The sequence below is a fragment of the Limnothrix sp. FACHB-881 genome, from assembly GCF_014698135.1.
Taxonomy (GTDB): Bacteria; Cyanobacteriota; Cyanobacteriia; order CACIAM-69d; family CACIAM-69d; genus CACIAM-69d.
The window spans coordinates 30359-49604 of record NZ_JACJSN010000001.1 but is presented as its reverse complement, the minus strand read 5'-3'; the positions used below and the strand labels follow the sequence as shown (position 1 = coordinate 49604).

Annotated in this window: 18 protein-coding genes and 1 tRNA gene; 5 read left to right on the top strand and 14 right to left on the bottom strand. The window is 55.2% G+C overall.

The window, feature by feature from the left end:
- Positions 1-23: 23 nt before the first annotated feature.
- A complete protein-coding gene (locus H6G52_RS00245; RefSeq protein ID WP_190525696.1) occupies positions 24-836 on the top strand; it encodes a hypothetical protein in 813 nt (270 codons plus the stop codon).
- Here the strand turns inward: H6G52_RS00245 and H6G52_RS00240 are convergent.
- Together H6G52_RS00240 and H6G52_RS00235 are read right to left on the bottom strand one after the other, a co-directional pair.
- Entirely contained in the window at positions 803-1462 is a 660-nt protein-coding gene (locus H6G52_RS00240) for a hypothetical protein (protein ID WP_190525694.1), read from the bottom strand. The genes H6G52_RS00245 and H6G52_RS00240 overlap by 34 nt on opposite strands.
- On the bottom strand, positions 1453-1932 hold the full coding sequence (locus H6G52_RS00235) for a hypothetical protein (RefSeq protein ID WP_190525692.1): 480 nt from the start codon (positions 1930-1932) through the stop codon (positions 1453-1455). Before H6G52_RS00235 ends, H6G52_RS00240 begins: the two co-directional genes overlap by 10 nt.
- Before the next feature lie 73 nt (positions 1933-2005).
- Here H6G52_RS00235 and rimI point away from each other — a divergent pair, with 73 nt between their 5' ends.
- Together rimI and H6G52_RS00225 are read left to right on the top strand one after the other, a co-directional pair.
- Positions 2006-2593: a ribosomal protein S18-alanine N-acetyltransferase gene (rimI, locus tag H6G52_RS00230; protein ID WP_190525690.1), complete on the top strand. Its 588-nt coding sequence runs from the start codon at positions 2006-2008 to the stop codon at positions 2591-2593.
- A 455-nt stretch (positions 2594-3048) separates the two neighbouring features.
- Positions 3049-5538, top strand: coding sequence for an ATP-dependent Clp protease ATP-binding subunit (locus H6G52_RS00225; protein ID WP_199291434.1), 2490 nt, complete (start codon positions 3049-3051; stop codon positions 5536-5538).
- A gap of 206 nt (positions 5539-5744) precedes the next feature.
- On the opposite strand, the gene H6G52_RS00220 is transcribed toward H6G52_RS00225, so the two are convergent.
- From H6G52_RS00220 to H6G52_RS00180, 9 genes are all read right to left on the bottom strand, one after another.
- Positions 5745-7205 (bottom strand): ATP-dependent DNA helicase RecQ, encoded by a 1461-nt coding sequence (locus H6G52_RS00220; RefSeq protein ID WP_190525688.1) that lies wholly within the window; start codon positions 7203-7205, stop codon positions 5745-5747.
- Positions 7206-7263: 58 nt separating this feature from the next.
- A complete protein-coding gene (locus H6G52_RS00215; protein WP_190354108.1) occupies positions 7264-7611 on the bottom strand; it encodes an antibiotic biosynthesis monooxygenase in 348 nt (115 codons plus the stop codon).
- A 365-nt stretch (positions 7612-7976) separates the two neighbouring features.
- Positions 7977-8597 carry a hypothetical protein gene (locus tag H6G52_RS00210; protein ID WP_370567645.1) on the bottom strand — a complete coding sequence of 207 codons (621 nt, stop codon included), beginning with the start codon at positions 8595-8597 and terminating at the stop codon, positions 7977-7979.
- Positions 8594-9406, bottom strand: coding sequence for an ABC transporter ATP-binding protein (locus H6G52_RS00205; RefSeq protein WP_242026098.1), 813 nt, complete (start codon positions 9404-9406; stop codon positions 8594-8596). The genes H6G52_RS00210 and H6G52_RS00205 overlap by 4 nt, the downstream gene beginning before the upstream one ends.
- A gap of 49 nt (positions 9407-9455) precedes the next feature.
- Positions 9456-9529: transfer RNA gene (locus tag H6G52_RS00200), tRNA-Arg, on the bottom strand.
- A gap of 64 nt (positions 9530-9593) precedes the next feature.
- Positions 9594-10463 carry a DUF6816 family protein gene (locus H6G52_RS00195; protein ID WP_370567644.1) on the bottom strand — a complete coding sequence of 290 codons (870 nt, stop codon included), beginning with the start codon at positions 10461-10463 and terminating at the stop codon, positions 9594-9596.
- Positions 10464-10467: 4 nt separating this feature from the next.
- Entirely contained in the window at positions 10468-11508 is a 1041-nt protein-coding gene (locus H6G52_RS00190; protein WP_099531776.1) for a permease, read from the bottom strand.
- Between the two features lie 140 nt (positions 11509-11648).
- The gene (locus H6G52_RS00185) at positions 11649-12305 is read right to left on the bottom strand and encodes a HEAT repeat domain-containing protein (protein WP_099531775.1); all 657 of its coding nucleotides are present in this window, start codon (positions 12303-12305) and stop codon (positions 11649-11651) included.
- Between the two features lie 723 nt (positions 12306-13028).
- Complete coding sequence (locus H6G52_RS00180) at positions 13029-13973, bottom strand: alpha/beta fold hydrolase (RefSeq protein ID WP_190525687.1); 945 nt, start codon at positions 13971-13973, stop codon at positions 13029-13031.
- Between the two features lie 524 nt (positions 13974-14497).
- Here H6G52_RS00180 and H6G52_RS00175 point away from each other — a divergent pair.
- Positions 14498-15544, top strand: coding sequence for a hypothetical protein (locus tag H6G52_RS00175; RefSeq protein WP_190525685.1), 1047 nt, complete (start codon positions 14498-14500; stop codon positions 15542-15544).
- A gap of 69 nt (positions 15545-15613) precedes the next feature.
- Here H6G52_RS00175 and H6G52_RS00170 read toward each other — a convergent pair whose 3' ends face one another.
- Positions 15614-16849, bottom strand: a complete 1236-nt coding sequence (locus H6G52_RS00170) for an NAD(P)/FAD-dependent oxidoreductase (protein WP_190525683.1) — start codon at positions 16847-16849, stop codon at positions 15614-15616.
- Positions 16830-16985, bottom strand: coding sequence for a hypothetical protein (locus H6G52_RS00165; RefSeq protein ID WP_190525682.1), 156 nt, complete (start codon positions 16983-16985; stop codon positions 16830-16832). The genes H6G52_RS00170 and H6G52_RS00165 overlap by 20 nt, the downstream gene beginning before the upstream one ends.
- A gap of 188 nt (positions 16986-17173) precedes the next feature.
- Here H6G52_RS00165 and H6G52_RS00160 point away from each other — a divergent pair, with 188 nt between their 5' ends.
- Positions 17174-17701 (top strand): hypothetical protein, encoded by a 528-nt coding sequence (locus H6G52_RS00160; RefSeq protein ID WP_190525680.1) that lies wholly within the window; start codon positions 17174-17176, stop codon positions 17699-17701.
- Positions 17702-17834: 133 nt separating this feature from the next.
- Here the strand turns inward: H6G52_RS00160 and H6G52_RS00155 are convergent, their stop codons facing one another.
- On the bottom strand, positions 17835-18989 hold the full coding sequence (locus H6G52_RS00155; RefSeq protein ID WP_158234318.1) for a response regulator: 1155 nt from the start codon (positions 18987-18989) through the stop codon (positions 17835-17837).
- Between the last annotated feature and the right edge of the window lie 257 nt (positions 18990-19246).

Genomic DNA, 19246 nt, shown 5'->3' with positions numbered 1-19246 from the left:
CAGAGTCAAAATCTGTAAGAAAAATGAGTCTCAATAAACCTTTAAAAATTAAAAATCTGAAGACTAGAGGAAGAAAAACAGCATTTAAAGATCCTTTATTTCAATCAGGAAAGCAAGTCAATATTGGCTGTTTTCCAACAGCTATTCTGTCACTTGCTTTGACTGTGGCAGGCATCTTTTTGGTGCATAAAGTTGATGCTGTTAGCATTAGAATTGGGGCCTTTGTATTTGTATGTGTTGCCTCAGTGGCAATTTACATCTTTTTTAAAAAACGTCCATGGAATGTATCGCTGGAAAGAGCATTGATATGGATCGGACTGATATTCTTGTCGATATTTCTATTATCTAATGTTTTCTTCTGGATGCCATTGAAAGATAAACAAGCAGAATATCGCCCTGAAGCTGTACCAGTTCCTTGCTTACAGCCCTGCCCAGCCTTCTACTCTGACAAGAGTCAGTGGAAGTACATCCCAATTTCTGCACTATCAACACCTGTCTGGCTTGATACATCGTTTTTTTCTTCCAAAGCAGGGTTTCGTGGAAAAAAAAGTTACTCAGTAAAGGTTGCTACAAAGACGACATCAAATGAGTTGGCAATACTACAGATACAAGGTTGGTGTGATGGATATGGAACAACAAACTACAGAGCCAGTGGCAGATATGAGCGCATTACAATTTTGGACAAAGCAGGTGAATATGTTATCTCTGACAGCTTGTCAAGAAACCCTATTCATGAGTCAGTTGATGCATCTCAGTTAGGACTATATTCTGAAATGCCAACCTGGTTATTTCAAGAACTTTGTCACTCTATTCTTTCCAATAAAAAGTCTCCTTGAACTAAGATTTTTGAGTCATCATAGAGATCGCTCAAGATTGATTTCCTATCCCCCGCTTTATTCCAAGGCTGCAAATCAGAGTCGAGTTCACAAAAGACAACTTGAGAATATCCCACGCTTCGTAAATGTTCAGCCTGCACCAAAATTGCTGCCAACACTGCTAAATCATAGGGTTTGAGAAAGAGTCCGTCGATTGCCCCAATTTCAACCTGACGTTTCAGCATCGCCTCTGACAGTGAAAAAATTGTGAGTCCGGGATTTTCTGCTAAGTTTGCTAATCGCTCCGGTGTTTCCGCTAGTTGATGAGTTACCAGTCCATCAAACTGATCAAAAACTCGAAAGGCCGCACCAGCATCCTCAACAGTAATTCGACCTTGATTTCTTGCCCATTTCACGAACTTGCGAAAATCATCAGAGCGAGATCGCGGCGCAAACCGCCGAAGTACTGTTTCGCGTGCTTCTATTAAACAAATAGCCGGTAAGTATAGATCAAAGCATCCAGCATTAGCCTGCTCCAGCAGTTGAACAGATTTTAAGCTTTGTAGGTGGGCTGGAGCAATGACATCAACAACCCAATTGGTTTCAACAAAAACAGCTTGCCCCTTCACGCCGTTACCTAACTCCATCGTGGGCCGCCAGATCTGATTTCACCCATACGCAGCAAATTGAGAATGGGTTCACTGAACAAATGCTGCAAATCCTCAGGCAGTTTCTGAACATTGGTGGCTAGAGTTAACCCTTCCATCCATTGCTGAACTCTGGTGGCAAACTCCCATCCAGCTTGTGTCGGAGACTGATTTCTGGTGGAGGGTAGCAATGTTTCGGGTAGCTGGGCCTCGCCGATTACCTGGATAGAGCTTCCATCAGATTGTTCCAAAGAATCGTGAAGCAACGTAACCGTTACACCACAAATTAGCAAGCCATTGGCGCAACCTAGTGAAAGCATAAAACGCTTCAAGCAATCGATTAAAACACTGTCAAAGCTACGGCTCGTTAACTTTATCAAAACAATTACTAAATATTCACCATCGGGACTAACCACAACGATATCTGGGTGATCATCACGAACTCTGCTGTTAACGATTGTCGTGTTCATGCTTGGATTCTGGTATGAATTTACAGTGTTGCCTACCTTTTCAAGATAACCGCCAAACTAGGGCCTTGACCTGATGCGATCGCTCCGTTTGCAGTTGTTGGATCATGACCATCTCGATCAATTGGTGGCGATCGACCAGATAGCCTTGGGTGGTCTATGGAGCGCCGACACCTATCGCCGGGAACTGGATAGCCCGAATAGTGATTTGCTCGGGGCGATCGATCCGCAGGGGCAACTGATCGGGTTTGGCTGCGCCTGGGCGATCGTTGACGAATGCCACATCACGGCGATCGCCCTGCGGCCCGAGTGGCAACGGCAGGGCTTGGGCCAAACCCTGCTGTGGGGCCTGTTGAGCTTGGCGCGGCAACGGGAAATGAAACGCGCCACCCTTGAAGTGCGACCCAGCAACCAAGCCGCCCTCTCGCTTTACGAAAAATTTGGCTTCCAGGAGGCCGGCCGTCGCAAACGCTACTACGCCGATGGCGAGGATGCGGCGATCCTGTGGTTAGGCAAGTTGGATTGGCCCCAGTTTGCTCAACAGCTCGATCGCACCGCTGCTGACCTGAGCGATCGACTGGCGCAACATCAATGGCAGTGGTGGGGAGAGATTATGCCCCCAACCGCCGGGGTCGGCAGCCCCCCAAGCCATGCGCTAGATTAAAAACCTATCTTTCAATCCTGCCCAACAGGTTCACCCAATTTTTGGGATTCACCCCAGTCCGCTGGCTCAATGGGGGTCTGCCAAATTCTGGCTAATGCTTGAGCTGGCCCATGTTTCACTCCCGATCGGGCCGTTTTGCCGCTGGCCCTTGCCATCAGTAATCCTGAGATCCGATTTTCAACCCAAACGTTCTTTAAAAATCCTAAAAGCATTCATCAATCCATCCCCCAGGATCGCCCAAAAGGCTTGATCCCCCCCTACCCCATCGGGGAACAAAATCCCCCGAAAGTTCATGGCAATTTCTCGAGTTCTTGAGCTTGCCAAGGGGAAGACGATCGAGTTGGGGAAACCGCCCGATCACCCCCCAATTGCCGGCCAGGTCAGCCCCAAACTGCCCAAACCGCGCGTGTTAAAATCAGATTTGCCAGCACTTCGCAGGTGATAGGGAACCGCCAATGTTTGAACGCTTCACTGAGAAAGCCATTAAGGTGATCATGCTCGCCCAAGAAGAGGCCCGCCGCCTGGGTCATAACTTCGTGGGCACTGAGCAAATCCTTCTCGGACTCATTGGCGAAGGCACTGGTGTAGCCGCCAAAGTCCTGAAATCCATGGGTGTCAACCTCAAGGACGCTCGGATTGAGGTCGAAAAAATTATCGGTCGCGGCTCCGGTTTCGTGGCTGTGGAAATTCCCTTCACGCCCCGGGCCAAGCGGGTTCTGGAACTGTCGCTCGAAGAGGCCCGCCAACTGGGTCATAACTACATCGGCACAGAGCACTTGCTGCTGGGCCTGATCCGCGAAGGAGAAGGGGTCGCGGCCCGAGTGCTGGAAAATCTGGGCGTTGACCTGTCGAAGGTGCGCACCCAAGTGATTCGGATGTTGGGCGAAACGGCGGAAGTGACTGCCGGTGGCTCCCAAGGCCGCACCAAGACCCCAACCCTGGATGAGTTTGGGGCTAACCTGACCCAACAGGCTGCTGAAGGCAAGTTGGATCCGGTGGTGGGTCGCCAGAAGGAAATTGAGCGGGTGATTCAGATTCTGGGTCGCCGCACCAAAAATAACCCGGTGTTGATCGGGGAGCCGGGCGTGGGTAAAACCGCGATCGCCGAAGGGCTGGCCCAACGGATTGCCAATGGCGATGTGCCGGACATCCTGGAAGACAAGCGGGTCGTGACGCTGGATATCGGTCTGTTGGTGGCCGGTACCAAGTATCGCGGGGAGTTTGAAGAGCGCCTGAAGAAGATCATGGATGAGATTCGCCAGGCCGGTAACGTGATCCTGGTGATCGATGAAGTCCATACCCTGATTGGCGCGGGTGCTGCGGAAGGGGCGATCGATGCCGCCAACATACTGAAGCCAGCCCTCGCACGGGGCGAATTGCAGTGCATCGGCGCAACAACCCTGGATGAGTACCGCAAGCACATCGAGCGGGATGCGGCCCTGGAGCGGCGCTTCCAGCCGGTGATGGTGGGCGAGCCGACCGTGGACGAAACGATCGAGATTCTGCGCGGTCTGCGGGAGCGCTACGAGCAACACCACAAGCTGAAGATTTCCGATGAAGCGCTGGAGGCGGCGGCCAAGCTGTCCGATCGCTACATCAGCGATCGCTACTTGCCGGACAAGGCGATCGACTTGATCGACGAAGCGGGATCGCGGGTGCGCTTGCTGAATTCCCAACTGCCTCCGGCCGCCAAGGAATTGGACAAGGAGCTGCGGGAAGTCCTCAAGCAAAAGGACGAAGCTGTGCGATCGCAGGACTTTGACAAGGCCGGCGAGCTGCGCGACAAGGAAATGGAAATCAAGCAGCAAATCCGCAACATCGCCCAAACCAAAAAATCGGAAGAGCGGGCCGATGATCCGCTGCAACCGGTGGTGGACGAGGAGGACATCGCCCAAATCGTCGCCTCCTGGACGGGTGTGCCGGTGAACAAGCTCACCGAGTCCGAATCCGAAAAGCTGCTGCACATGGAAGATGTGTTGCACCAGCGGCTGATTGGCCAAGACGAAGCGGTGAAGGCCGTGTCTCGCGCCATCCGCCGGGCCCGCGTGGGTCTGAAGAACCCCAACCGCCCGATCGCCAGCTTCATTTTCTCTGGCCCCACCGGGGTTGGGAAAACCGAGCTGACCAAGGCCTTGGCGGCCTATTTCTTCGGCTCCGAAGAAGCGATGATCCGCCTCGACATGTCGGAATACATGGAGCGGCACACGGTCTCGAAACTGATCGGTTCGCCTCCGGGCTACGTGGGCTACAACGAAGGCGGCCAACTGACGGAAGCCGTGCGTCGTCGTCCCTACACCGTGGTGCTGTTCGACGAAATCGAAAAGGCCCACCCCGATGTGTTCAACATGCTGCTGCAAATCCTGGAAGATGGTCGCTTGACCGATGCCAAGGGCCGCACGGTGGACTTCAAGAACACCCTGATTATCCTCACCTCGAACATCGGTTCCAAGGTGATCGAAAAGGGTGGCGGCGGTCTGGGCTTCGAGTTTGGCGAAGACCAAGCCGAGTCTCAGTACAACCGGATCAAGTCCCTGGTGAACGAGGAGCTGAAGAACTACTTCCGCCCCGAGTTCCTGAACCGCCTGGACGAAATCATCGTCTTCCGCCAACTGAGCAAGGACGAGGTGAAGGAAATCGCCGAAATCCTGCTCAAGGAAGTGTTTGCGCGCTTGACCGAGCGCGGCATCACCCTGGCGGTAACCGACAAGTTCCGCGAACGGTTGATCGAAGAGGGCTTCAACCCCAGCTACGGGGCGCGGCCACTGCGTCGGGCAATTATGCGCCTGCTGGAAGACGTGCTGGCGGAGGAAATCCTCTCCGGCCGGATCAAGGACGGCGACACGGCCACGATCGACCTGGACGAAGACCGCAACGTGAAGGTGGACGTGACGGCCGGTGCGCCGCCCGCTGAAACCCGCGAGCTGGTGGGTCAAGGGGCTGAGTAACACTGAATCGAACGCGATCGAGCCAATCTCGTCTTGATCGCGATCAGGTTTAGTTCAGCTCGGTTCCAGCCCTTGATGGGAATGCACTAGTGCTCATTTGTGAAAGGGCGACCCGTTGGGGCCGCCCTTTTACGGTTTTTACTGACATTTGCTGGCATTTGCTGGGGCCAGTTCTTGATCCAGATTGGCTGAATACCACCCAGGGATCACCGCTGATCGACGCGGCGGCATCGATCGCACTGACCACAGCGCCAGTTAGCCGACTTGGGCGGTAACCCCAACGCTTGCAACAGAAAGCGCCATCGACAACCCCGATCGCCCCCGTAGCGACGCATCGAAAGCTCAACCGATCGACCGGTGCGGGCTTGGCGGGCGATCGTCGCTGACAATTGCCCCGACAATTGCCCCGACAATTTGTAGTGGAACGGGTCGAGCCAGTCCAGTTGACCGAGGGCATGGAGCCAACTGAGAGCGATCGCCCCTTCAGCAAACTGATCGGCAATTTCAGCGATCGTGCCTTCCTGGGGCAAACGTCGGGCCACAAGTCCCAAATTTTGAATTTGTTGGCGGGTTTGTTGCTGAAAGTGGCGATCGAGCCGTCGATCGGTGCTGTCTAGCCAGCCGGTGGGTTCACTGACCAACAGCAAAATATCGGCCGGTTGCCCATCCCGACCGGCGCGGCCAATTTCCTGCACATATTCCGCCGGGATCAGCGGTCGATGCCAATGAACAATCCAGCGCACATCGGGGCGATCGATCCCCATGCCAAAGGCGCTGGTGCAGACCAAAAAGGGCAACTCACCCCCCACCCACTGAGCTTCCAACCGGCGGCGATCGGGCGGTGGCAACCCGGCATGATAGGCGGCTGTCTGGTGGCCCCGATCGCGCAAATTCCGGGCCAGGTCTTCGCAGGTTTGGCGGCTGCGGGCAAAAATCAAGCCCCCTTGGCCGGGGCGATCGCGTAACCACCGCCGCAAACGCCACTGACGCTGGGCGGGAACCCAACAGCGCTGCACCTGTAATCGCAGGTTGGCTCGATAGGGGGATTGCTCAAACCGGGCTGGGTTCCGCAACCCCAGCACTTGGGCAATGATGGCCCGATCGGTGGGGGTGGCGGTGGCCGTGAACGCGGCGATCGGGATTGGCTTTTGGGCCGCTGCTTCCAGGGTTTGGCGGGCGATCCCTAACCGGCGGTAGGCGGGCCGAAAGGTTTCGCCCCACTGGGCCAAGCAATGGGCCTCATCGATCGCCAGGCCCTGAATTTGGGGAGCTAACCGCAACAACCGTGACCAAACTCGCTGGCTGAACAGAGTCTCGGGCGACAGATACAGCAATCGCAACTGGCCCCGCTCCAAGCGATCGAGCACCTCTTTTTGTTGCGATCGAGGCACTTCACTATGCAGGGTGGCGGCCGGCAATCCCTTGGCCCGCAGGTCTGCCACTTGCCGATCCATCAGCGACACCAGGGGCGACACCACCACAGTCAACCCCGATCGCAACAGGGCTGGCAATTGAAAACACAAGGATTTACCGGTTCCCGTTGGCAACAGGGCCCACAGATCCCGTCCTTGCAAAATGGTTTGGATGATGTCGCCCTGGGGGCCGCGAAATCCGTCGTAGCCCCACAGGGTTTGAAAGAGCGATCGCGCCCGTTGCCACTCATCCATCCCGATCACGCCTCCGCCCCGGATGCCGCGCCATTCGTCAGTGGCCTAAACCAATGGCCTAAACCGAAGCCAGGGGGCGATCAGCCGGTTTGGGATCAACTTTGCTGCACACTTCGTAGAAATTCGTGACCGGCGGTTTCAGGAAAAGGTGAGCCATTTTGGCAAAAATTGCCTCGCAAGCTTCATTGCGATTGGCATCCATATCATCAATGTTGTCCCAAAAGATCACCGCAATGCCGCGATCGCTGTTGGTCTCTTGCAGCAAATAAGCCCCTTCAAAACCCTGTTTGTAGGTGGAAACTGCCGCTTCAAACAGTTGTTGAGCTTCGGCAAATTTGCCCGGCCGAAATTCCCCGATCGCCACGTAGGCATACTGATGCTTCAGGAAGTCTAGAAATTCGCTCATAACGCTCGTTGAGTCCTAACGGTGCTTGCTTAAGGCCAGCCTAACTCGATCCCTTGACGCAACTGAAAAAAGCCGATCAAACATCACTAACTTGTAGCGAATTGAAACGCTTTGCAACTTCTCGGTTTGCTAACTTTACGAAGCAATAATCAAAGCGATACTAAAGGTCATAATCAGCCAGTTGAACGAATCGACTTTCGACCAAATTTTTTTAGTTAACTTGGCTAACTCAGTAGCCCGTAGGGTGGGCAATGCCCACCAAACCGTTGCTTCACCGTTGCTTCATAAGCATCTGCGATATGGCGTGCCAATTATTTTAGGTAAAGGCTGTAACTTGGTTCACTCAGTTAACTCAGTTAACTCGGCTAACGGCGCGATCGGGTGATTGCCCAAAGTCCCAAAAATCCCAAACCCACGCCACCCACACCCAACCACACCAGTTCCCCAGAATGCCATGGGGTCTCGGTGGTCGTTTCAGCGGTGGCGGCTACTGGTGAGGCGATCGCAGCGGCCACGGGAGCGGGACTGGTCGTGGGGGCAGCTCCGGCCAGCACGGTGGTTTCGTATCGAAACTCAAAGGGTTGGAAGTCGCCCGGTTGTTTCGGCTGACCTTTCAACACCAAGTCATAGGCCCCCGCTGCCGGAAACACGGTGGTTGCGCCGGGCATGTTTTGAAACCCTTCGGCGGCCTTGGGTGTAAGGGGCGGTTGCCAGGGTTGGGGGGCTGTCGGACTTTGCAAGCGGGGGCTGATGGTGAGTTGGCAGTTGCAGCGATCGAGGGGGATCGTTGCGCCGCCTTTGCGAGTGAGGCTAAACCAAACGGTGGCCGGCTCCCCCGATCGGGGGTTGTGGTCGGGTTCCAAGTGAAACAGGGCCGCCACGTCGGCTCCCGTCTTCACCTGGTGGGCCCCCGAGGGCCAGGTCAGGCCAAACCCCAGCCCGATCGCCCCCAAGCCAACAACCATCCAGCGAGCTGCCCGGCTCACGCGGCTTGCCCCAAATAGGCTTCCAGAACCCTTGGATCCGCTTGGATCATGTCCGGGGAGCCATCCGCTAAATTCTGACCATCCGCCAAAACCCACACCCGATCGCACAGGGACATAATCACATCCATGTTATGTTCCACAATCAGGAAGGTCAGTCCTTCCCGATTCCAAGTTTGGATTCGATCGCAGATTTGCTCAATCAGGGCTGGATTCACGCCGGCCGCTGGCTCATCCAGCAACACCAACTTGGGTTGCACCATCAGGGCCCGTCCCATTTCCAGCAGTTTGCGCTGCCCACCGGACAGGGAACCGGCATATTCCCGCGCCATGTGGGCCAGGCCGATCGCCTCCAACAGTTCCATGGCTCGCAATTCCAAGTCCCGCTGCTGGCGACGGATGCGGCTGCTTTGAGTCCAAACTTCCCAAAACCGTTCGCCCCGTTGGTCTTGGGCTGCCAAAATCATGTTCTCCAACACCGACAGCCGGGAGAGCACCCGCGCCACCTGGAAGGTTCGCACCATCCCCTGGCGGGCGATTTGGTGGGGCGACAGATTGTGAATGGGTTGCCCATCCAAAAACACTTCACCACTATCGGAGGGAATGAAGTTAGAGAGCAGGTTAAAGAGGGTGGTTTTACCCGCGCCGTTGGGGCCAATCAGGCCGGTAATACTGCCCGATCGCACCTCAATGTTGGCTCCCTTCACGGCTTTCAGGCCCCCGAAGCTTTTGCAAAGTTGCTTGGCTTGCAGCAGGGGCCGAGCAGGCAGGGTTTCGGTCATTTGGGGCCGATCGCTGGTGGAAGGGGTCATGGCAACGGGCGACTCAAGGGGCAACGGGCCCCACGGGGCCCCACAAACACGGGACTGGCGGGATTCGAACCCGCGACCTAGCGCTTAGGAGGCGCTTGCTCTATCCATCTGAGCCACAGCCCCAAATCCAAATTTCAGACCGATTATAGGCGAATTTTTTGCGTTCCTTTAGTTAAGGCGGCAACGGTTACGGTGGTGGATTCACCTCAGGGGCGATCGCCTGGAGGGTCAATCGGTAATGGTAGAGGGCCACGGGACGGTTGCGGGTCACGGAGGCATAGCGATCGCGTGGGGCCAGATAAACGGCCGTGAACTGATCGGCTTCGATCGCGTCCGGGGCAGTGCGGCGATAATCCGTGGTGGTTTCCACCGCGTTGGCATAGACCGATCGCCCCTGTTGAGTCCCCTCGTTTTGAAAGGACTGCACAATCACTTCCGTAGCCAGAAACCGCCGATCACTCGGTGTTTCGCTGGCTCGATCGGTCACGGTGGAAACCAAGGCCCGCTGATTAGCCAACTTCAAAATCTGCTCATTGGGATTGCCCGGATCCGCCACCACCCCAGCAATGGCCCCTCGTCCCAGGTAAGCAGCGGCAATATTCAAACCGTTCAAGGCGCGATCGGCCACAATCGGGGCCCGATCGGGCGGTTGATATTTCCGCAGGGGAAAGGCACTCAGGGCCGGCGCAATGGTTTGGGGGCCAAATCGCACCGCAAAGCTCACGGGCTGTCCCAGGAGCGATCGATTGCTCTCAAAACCGGGAGTCACAATTTCCGGCGCGAACGGAGCCGACAACTCCAACAATGTACTGGTGACCTGCCAATCACCCGCCATCCACGGGGGATAGATCAAGTCTCCGGCGGCGGGTTTGGTGGGGGGTTTGGTGACCCAATAGGGAAAAGCATTGACCCGATCGAGCAGGGGGCCCGCCTGGGCCACGGACGGCCAACCCAACCAAGCCATGAACCCCCAACCAAGGGCCAAACCCAGGGCAATCCCCGGGGCAAACCAACGGCTGAACCCTCGGCTTGCCGATCGCTTCGATCGCCGCGTCACCCCACTACCACCCCGTTTGGAAATTCATAAACAGCCCCACAAAAAACGCCAACTGGGCCGCCAGCACGAACATATACAGCACTGCGCGGGGCCGAAAAATGGACAGCAGCAGCCCGATCGCCTTCAGGTCAATGATGGGGCCAAACACCAAAAAGGACAGCAAAGAACCGCTGGTGAACGCACCCGAAAAGGAAAGGGCAAAGAAGGAATCCACAGTGGAACAAATGGAGATCACCGCCGCCAACACCATCATGGCGATGATTGAGGTGACGGGCCCTTGTCCCAAACTGAGCACCACCTCGCGCGGTACGGCCACCTGCACCACCGCCGCGATCGCACTGCCCAAGATCAACACGCCGCCCAGTTCTCGCAGTTCCCGCACCACGTTCTCCAAAAACAATCGCCAGCGCTCGGCTCCACTCATGCGCTCGCGCGATCGATCCACCGCTAAGGACTGCATCGTGGCCAATGAAGACTCCAGCGGTTTGCCCGTGGTCACCCCTGGCCAGTAGGTTCCCGAGGTGAGCAAGCCCCGCTCCTGGGCCACTCGCTCAATGCCCGTTAACTCGCGCGATCGCAGCATGGAACGGGCCAAACCCGGATTCAGAAAAGGCCGTAAATCCTTTTGGGCCCCAAACACACAGCCCACAATCACCGCAATCAGCAAGGCCGCCAAAACCCGAAACACCACCAATTCGGGTCGATCGCGAAAGGCCGTCCAGGTGGCCCAAATGGCCACCGGATTGGCCGTGGGCGCAGCCAGCAAGAACCCCACCGCCACCGGGGCCGGAATTCCCTGCAACAACAGCCGCCGCGCCACGGGCACATTGCCACATTCACAGACCGGAAAGCAGAATCCCATCACGCTGCCCGCCAAGGCCCCCAAAACGGGATGGCGCGGCAGCAGGGAAATTAAGCGCCCTTCGTCAATGAACAGTAACAGCGCGCTCGAAAACACCACTCCCATGAGCAGGAAGGGCAGTGCCTCCACAATTAGGCTCAGGAACAGCGTAAAACCAGCGTTGAAAGCGCGATCGAGCGGCATTCAAATCTCCAAGCTCAAAGTCGGAAACTAACGAGGCCCAGGGCCCCATCGACCGGCGATGCTACGGGGCGATTGTACCGCACCGATACTAAAGAACTGACCGCCAGTCAGCCGCCCATTCGCCGCCGCCCGGCCGCCCATCAACCCAGTTGGGCCGCCGCCGCTTCGGATACCTGGGCAATCGCATCTTGGCTGAGGGTCTCCAACGCTGCCCGGGCCTGGGGTGCATCGAATTGCCCCAAGGTGAGGGCTAGCCGGTGGCGCACCTGCCAATCGCTGCTGTCCATAAACGGTAACAGATGGGGCAAGGCGCGATCGTCCGCCAACTCGCCCAGGGCCCCAATGGCCGCCAGCCGCTCCAACTCGTTGTCCGAAGCCAAGGCCGACAGCAGCACATCCACCGCCCGCAGGTCGCCCAATTCTCCCAGGGCCGAAAGGATGCTGAAGCGCACCAGCCATTCCCCGCTGGATTGATACAAGGCCACCAAGTCTTCGTAGGCCGCCGTCAGCTTCAAGCCACCGAGGCAGTCGGCCGCCGCGGCCTGCACGTCCGGTTCCGGATCCGACAGCAACCCCCGCAACAGCTCCAGCGATCGATCGGGATCTTGCCCGCCCAGGCTGTCAAACTGGCTCACCGCCGCATAGCGAACTCGGGTGTTGGCATCCCCGATCGCCAGTTGAATCAGCGCAAATCCTTGATCCGGCGGTAGGGCACGAATATCATTCACCGCCCGCAGGCGATCGCTCAAATTCTCAGAATGCAGCAACTCGCGAATTTGGTCAGGCGTGGCAGTCATAACAGAGTCATTTAAAGAACGTAGTCAAACAGAAATTCATTCAATCAACCAACAAACCAACCAACCATCAACCCGGCCCCAATCCCAGCCGAACAATGGGCGAAACAGGCGATCGCCCTTGGGCCCAAAGATGGGGTGGCGCTTTCAGCAACTATACGGAAAAACCGGAGACGCTTCACGGCCCTGCGATCCCCGTCCAAGGACGTAGCAGGGCTTTCAGCGTTGGAATCGCCATTTCTTAAACATACTGACAGATCCCCAGGCAAGTGGTCGCATAAATTTAAAACATAAATTCAAGAGCCGTTACCTGAAATAGCAGCTCACCGCATTTCTGATACAAGGCTGTTATATTCATCAGCCATTACTCAACGAATGAGTAAACATTGATTGCAACAGAGACTATCCTCAAAAACTCGATGGTAGATTAGCAACATGAAGCGAGAGAGCTTCAGCTCCGAAACAGCCTCCTAACGACTCCTGTTGAAGAGTCAATTGCAAATAGTTTGATTGCAAAACGCTGTTTTTCGTTCAAGATCGAGCAATAGCACCCTGCTGAGACGCTCATTTCTCCCCAGCTTAATTATCCAGGGAATTTCGGTTTAAGTTGCTGAAACAGCAATTTTCAACCTTCATGAATCCTGTGTGAATCATGGCAGTGTTGAGACCGAATCCGCTAAGGATCAACGTATGAGAGGAGAACAGAAGCAGTCTATCGCTTGGGTGCTATTCTCGTTTTTGAATTTGGGATTGAATCCAATTGCGCAAATAATCATCCACCAGATCCGGCACTTCATCATGGGGACAATGGCCCGCATTTAAAAAGTGCTCCGTGATCTGATCGAAGTATTGATGAAACTGAGCCGATCGCGCCCTGGCTTGCATCCAAGGATCTCCTTCGCCCCACAGCAACAGCAAGGGAGATTGCAACTTGCCCAGGAGTTGATCAACGTTTTCACCCCGGGGAGATTTAAACACCGAAGCGAACACTTTCACGGCTCCCGGATCGCAAGAAGGGCGATAAATTTCTTCCACCAGGCGATCGGTCACGGCGGTTTGATCTAAATACACCTTTTGCAGGGTTTTGCGAATGGTGGATTTGCGTCTGGCATTTTGGAATAGTAAATAGCTGGGCAACGGCTGCAACAGCACATTCCGAACTAGCGATCGAACCAGTTTTTGGAACCCATTGGGCTGAGTTTGGGTTGTGGTTTCCGTGAAAGGGCCCGCACTATTCAAGAGGGCAACCCCACAAACCGATTCGGGATGATTGGCAGCCACGCAAAGGGATGCATAGCCCCCCAAGGAATTCCCGGCGATCACAACCGGCTGACCAATCACCTGCTGAATGAATTCCTGGAGCTGCGCTTGCCATAGTTGACCGCTGTAAACCCAATCGGGCTTGGCCGATCGCCCAAAGCCCAACAGGTCGATCGCCCAGACTTCAAAGTCTTGCTGAAGATCCGCAAGGTTTTTGCGCCAATGATCCGTCGAAGCTCCAAACCCATGCACCAACAGAATGGGCGGTTGCTGGGGATGGCCCGTTCCCGATCGCACGTAGTGAATCGCTTGATCGCGCCACTGCCAAAACTGGCTGGGGGGCGCATCGGCCGCCGCCAACTGAGCACGGCGGTCAAGATTTGGGGCGATCGGGAGATTCACGGCAGTCATGGGGCTAGATTTAGGGAGCGATTATAAATTTATGTAAATATTCTAGCGCCAAGCTCAAATCTTGTCGCGATCATGGAACTTCTACAAGCCTCACACCAGTCAGGGTGTTATGAATTCAATCGCAATGTTCACCAGGTCAAAATAGATTAAAAGATTTGGCTGAAATAAGGATTGGCTCTATGGCAGATGCTAAAACAGAGTTTCTCTTGGGATCTGGATAGAGAGCGTTTTTTGGACAAGTTTGGACAAGCTTGTTCTGAGCGAAATATCGAATCACGAAATTCTGGCCCCTGTTCACAGCCGGTTTTTATTTACACACAGCGTCTCTTGATCTTGTTTGTAAATAAAAACTTGTGAGCAAAAGCTTGTGAACACAAACTTGTGACCTTGATCTTGAATAGTCAAAAGATTGCGCGATTAGCTTGCGCGATCGATTCGTCTGTTCTTTGAAATTTGAAACTGCTCCCCCCATTGGTCGGGAGCCAGTTTCGCTTGCCCATTAACCCTAGTCAGGACTCAACTCAATGACAGCCTTGAATAGCTTGTTTGATGAATCTTTTTATCTGGCAGCCTATCCCGACGTGGCAGCAGCCGTTCGCAATCGTCAACAGGTCAGCGGTTTGCAACATTTCCTGAATTCAGGGATGCGGGAAGGGCGCACAGCCATCAGCCGGTTCTATAGCCAACCCGATCGAGAGTTGGCCTATCGTCAAGCCTATCCCGACGTGGATGCAGCCCTTCGATCAGGTGGTTTGGCCTCCGGTTTGCAGCACTATTTCCAGTCAGGAGAATCGGAAGGCCGCAGCCTGTTTCCCCGCGCGTTTGATGAGCAGTGGTATCGCAAACGGTTCTCGGATGTGAACAATGCCATCACCCAAAAAACCTTTACTTCCGGATTAGAACATTACGTGCGGTTTGGGCGTGGCGAACAGCGTGCCCCCTCAACCTTTTTTGACTTTGACTATTTTCAAGCCTATCCCGATGTGAAAGCGGCCAGGGACAACGGCGCGGCGTTTTTATCCGGCTGGGATCACTTCAATCAAGCGGGTCGCATTGAAGGGCGAGTGGCCACATTTTCGGGAACCAAAGGCAATGATTTGGTGGTGGGCAATGGGGCCCTCGATACGCTCACAGGGGTCGAAATGGATGCGGGACGATGCTTTGCGGGTGGCACGTTAACCGGTGGACAATGCCGAGAATATCTCTCCTTGGGAGCCAACGAACTGGATACATTGACGGGCGGGCCCGGTGTGGATTCCTTTGAAGTGGGCCGCCAACTCACCACCCGACTTGGCATCAACTACGACCCCTTTTACACCGCTGCTGGCAATTCAGATTTTGTGCGCATTCAGAATTTTGAACCGGGCAAGGATCGCTTAATTTTAGGAACTAAGCAGGGAGATCCCGGCTTTAATGTGTCAGGCACTGAATTTGTCAGCGCTCCGGATGGTGTTTATGTTTATGCCCGGTCTCCGTTTCTGACGGGTGGGGCTGACCTGATGGCGATCGTGGCAGGGGTTGATCTGGATGCTAGCGATGTGTTGGTCAGCACAACTTTCTTGGGTAGCTAGTTTGGAGAGCGGCTAGTTTGGGCTACCACTATCCTTGCAATTTCCTTGCTTCTTTTGGTCACTGATTCCTCAGCGCTGATCGGGATTGAGTTCGGCCAGGCGATCGAGCAGGGGCTTGGTCATCCAGTTCAAGCCCACCTTAATTTGATGTTCTAGGGTGGGCATTCGGTACAAATACACCAGTCGCCGCAGGGCATAGGCCAGGGGCCCATCCAATTGCACCCCCAGGCCGGTGAGGGTGGCGCTGGTGTTGCCGAGGGCCAACATTTCGCCCAAATGCTGATATCGGAACGGCAGCAGGGGCCGATCGCACAAGGAAGCCCAAAGATTCCAGCCCACATAGTCCCCCGCTTGCAGGGCCGCTTGGCCGGTGCTGGGCACGGGACTGCCTTGGGGATCGTTGGCATCGCGCATTTCGGCAATGTCCCCGAGGGCGAAAATTTCAGGATGGTCGATCACCTGGAGGGTGGGTTCCACCAGCAGTTGATCGCGACCATTTTTGGGCAGGGGCAACCCTCGAACCAGCTCAGGCACTCGATTCCCCACCGTCCAAATGGTCAGCTCTACGGGAATATCTTCTAGGCGGCCGCGATAGTCGAGCATGATGCGATCGGGGCCGATGTCGCGCACGCTGGTTTCCCAATCAATCCAAATACCGCGCTGTTCTAAGGCCTTGTCAGCCGCTTGACGGTTAAAGTTGGGCGAATTGCGCAGAATTTGATCGCTTTGTTCAATCAGCCGCAACCGCCCTCGATCCTGAAGCCGATCGGCAAGTTTGCAAGCCAGTTCCACACCGCTGTAGCCGCCACCAACGACCGCCACTCGGATTTTGTCGCGATCAGTTGCTTCCAGGGCCCGCAGCCGATCTTCCAACCGATAGGCATCGGCGATCGACCGGAAGGGCAGGGCATGTTCCGCCGCGCCGGGGATCCAGTCCATCGGCGTTTCGCAGCCCAGAGCCAACACCAACCGATCGTAGGTCAAGGTTTGTGGTTGGCCGAAGACAGGGCTGAGGCTCACCTGCCGCTGTTGAAGGTCGATCGCCTCCACGGTTCCTTGCACAAACCGCACTTGGGTTCCGGCCAGCAACTCTGCAAAGGGCGGGGCCACCTCCCAAGATTGCAGCTCGCCGGTCATCAGCTCATACAGCAAGGGCAAAAACACGAATCGATCGCCCCGATCGACCAACAGAATTTCCGGGCGATGATCCCCCCAATCCAAGCGATCAAGGCGGAGGGCCGCATACAAACCCCCAAAGCCCCCTCCCAAAATCACAATCCGTGGGCTAGTGCTGTGAGCGGTCATAGGCTGGCGAGAAATAGAACTTGAAAGCAAATAATCGATCAGCCCAAGGGCGCGATCGAGCCGGGCCATCCACAGCCCCCAACCCCTTCAGTGTAGAAAAGCTGTGGTCTTTTTGGGCGGTTCGCAGATCATTCACCGTGCATTCGCAAATTACTCACCGTGCATTCGCAGATTATTCGCAGCCCATTCGCCGTGCGTTCGTAGCCCATTCGCCAAGCCAACGCCAGCCGATCGCCACAGCATCGTCAAACGGAGTTGCCATCCTAAAGGAGTTCAGCGCCTCAACACCCCTTAGCGCCTCAACACCATCAGCGCCCCAACACCATGCAGAAACTCCCTTCTCTCCAATTTTCGGGTCAACTGTTTTCGGCGGAAGCCCTGTTTCAGTGGATCGATCGCCTGTCCGATCGCCTTGGGCTGAGCCAGCCGCCCGTGGTCACCCGCGAACAGTTGCAAGCCTGCCCACCCCAGAGCCTCGGCCGGGAATGGATTGAGTTAGTCACCCGCAATGGCTATCCCTTGCTCACCAGCGGCCCCCGTCGCAAGCAATTGCATGATGCGATCCATGTGCTGACCGGCTATGACACCGACGATTGGGGAGAATTGGAAGTGCAAGCGTTTCTGTTGGGCTGCAAATTCCGCCATCTCCATCTGCCGATCGTGGCGGGTCTGTTACGGCGATTGGGGCGATCGGGACAACTTACCGGCCCATGGCGCGATCGAGTCCAGGCCGCCTATCGTCGCGGCCAAGCGGCCGCCGACACCTTCGATCCTGACAACTGGCCCGCTGAATACCTGCTGGACATGCCAGTGGTCACCGTCCGCGAATGCTTGGGAATTCCCGCCCGATAGCCTCCTCTGGTGGCCTGGTTGGTTTGGTGATCTGGTTTTTAAGGAATAACGGCGATTTCGTTATCAGTCGTCAAATCCCTCTCCCGACTTGGGAGAGGGATTTAGGGTGAGGGTTTTGATTGGGGCAAGAGGTCTAGTTTCTCAATGGAGACGGGGACTTCGCAGTTCCCGCGCCACCGCGATCGCCCAAATATTTTTCCAACAGAGCCACAATCTTTTCCTTGCGAGGCGGTTTGGGCAAAAAGTCCGTAGAACCAACCAACTTGGCCCGCACGCGATCGACCAGCCCATCTTGGCCCGTCAAAATTGTGACCGGCGTATCGCGAAACCCTTCCAAACGGCGAATCTGAGTACAAATCTCATACCCATTCACCACCGGCATATTCAAATCCAAAAAGATGAAATCCGGTCGGTGTTTGCGCAACAACGGAATCGCCTGCACCGGATCCTGCGTTGACACAAACCGATAACCCGCATGGGTCACAATATTTTCTAAAGACCGACAAATCACCATACTGTCATCAATGCAAGCCACCAGTGCCCCTGCCGTTGGTTCCAGCAAGCCCGAAAGGGGATTGGGTAAATCTGGCAAGCTCCGAAATTCCACCGCATTTTGTTGCAAGAAATAGCGCAAAATGCGAATGGCCACCATCGAAGATTGTTGCAGCTTAACGTCAATATCCCAAAAGGTTCGCTGACCATTAAACAGCGGCTGCAAACTATAAAAAGATGTGCTTTCCGTTTGTTCTTGAATTTTGGTATTCAAAGCCGACGAATCTTTCAACATCGGCGCACGATTGCTATAGTCCAAATCCAAACCCAGCAGTTGCCAGCGCTGCCAGAGTTGCTCTGCCACCTGCATCAAAGACTGGACTTCGCATTGTTCCAAAGTCACCTGGGATCCGGTGTCATGATCCAACAGGGGAAAGGGCTGCCAATTAAACTGCGGCTCCATCATGCTGGCCGCCGTAAAGAGCATTTCCTTGGCCGCCGTACAAACAATATCGCGAGCTTGCTCTGGGTTAATTTCTTCGGCTTTCAGGCCACGGGCCAGGGTGAGCTGTTCCCAAAAACGCAATTCTGAAGGGCTGGCAAATTCAATCCGAATTCGGCTGGGGCGAAATTGCGGGCAACTGCGTTTGATGGCGCGGCTCCAGCGACGAACGCGGTGAATTTCGCAGGTGGGATAACCGAGTTTGCCACGGTAAAACGGGAGCAACCAGGTGTGCTTGGTGTCGGTAAGCGACAGAACACCCGAGAGCTGCTTGGCATTGATCGTTGTCAGCAACGCCCTCAGTCTAGAAATCCCTGATGTTTGCCTCAACATCAACTCTGCGTATCCTCGTACCCTCAATAATTGGCAATGGCTGATTCAGGTGGGTGACGATCGCCCTCGATCTTTGACTTACCCCAAGCATAAATCGATCACTGCGGGCGATCGGTTGTCTGTGATCAGTTGTTAGCGATTGTCTGTTAGCGATTGTCAGCGATCACTGGCGCGTGCTCGGTGGGCCTGTGACCAGTTGTTAGCGATCGGTGGTCGGT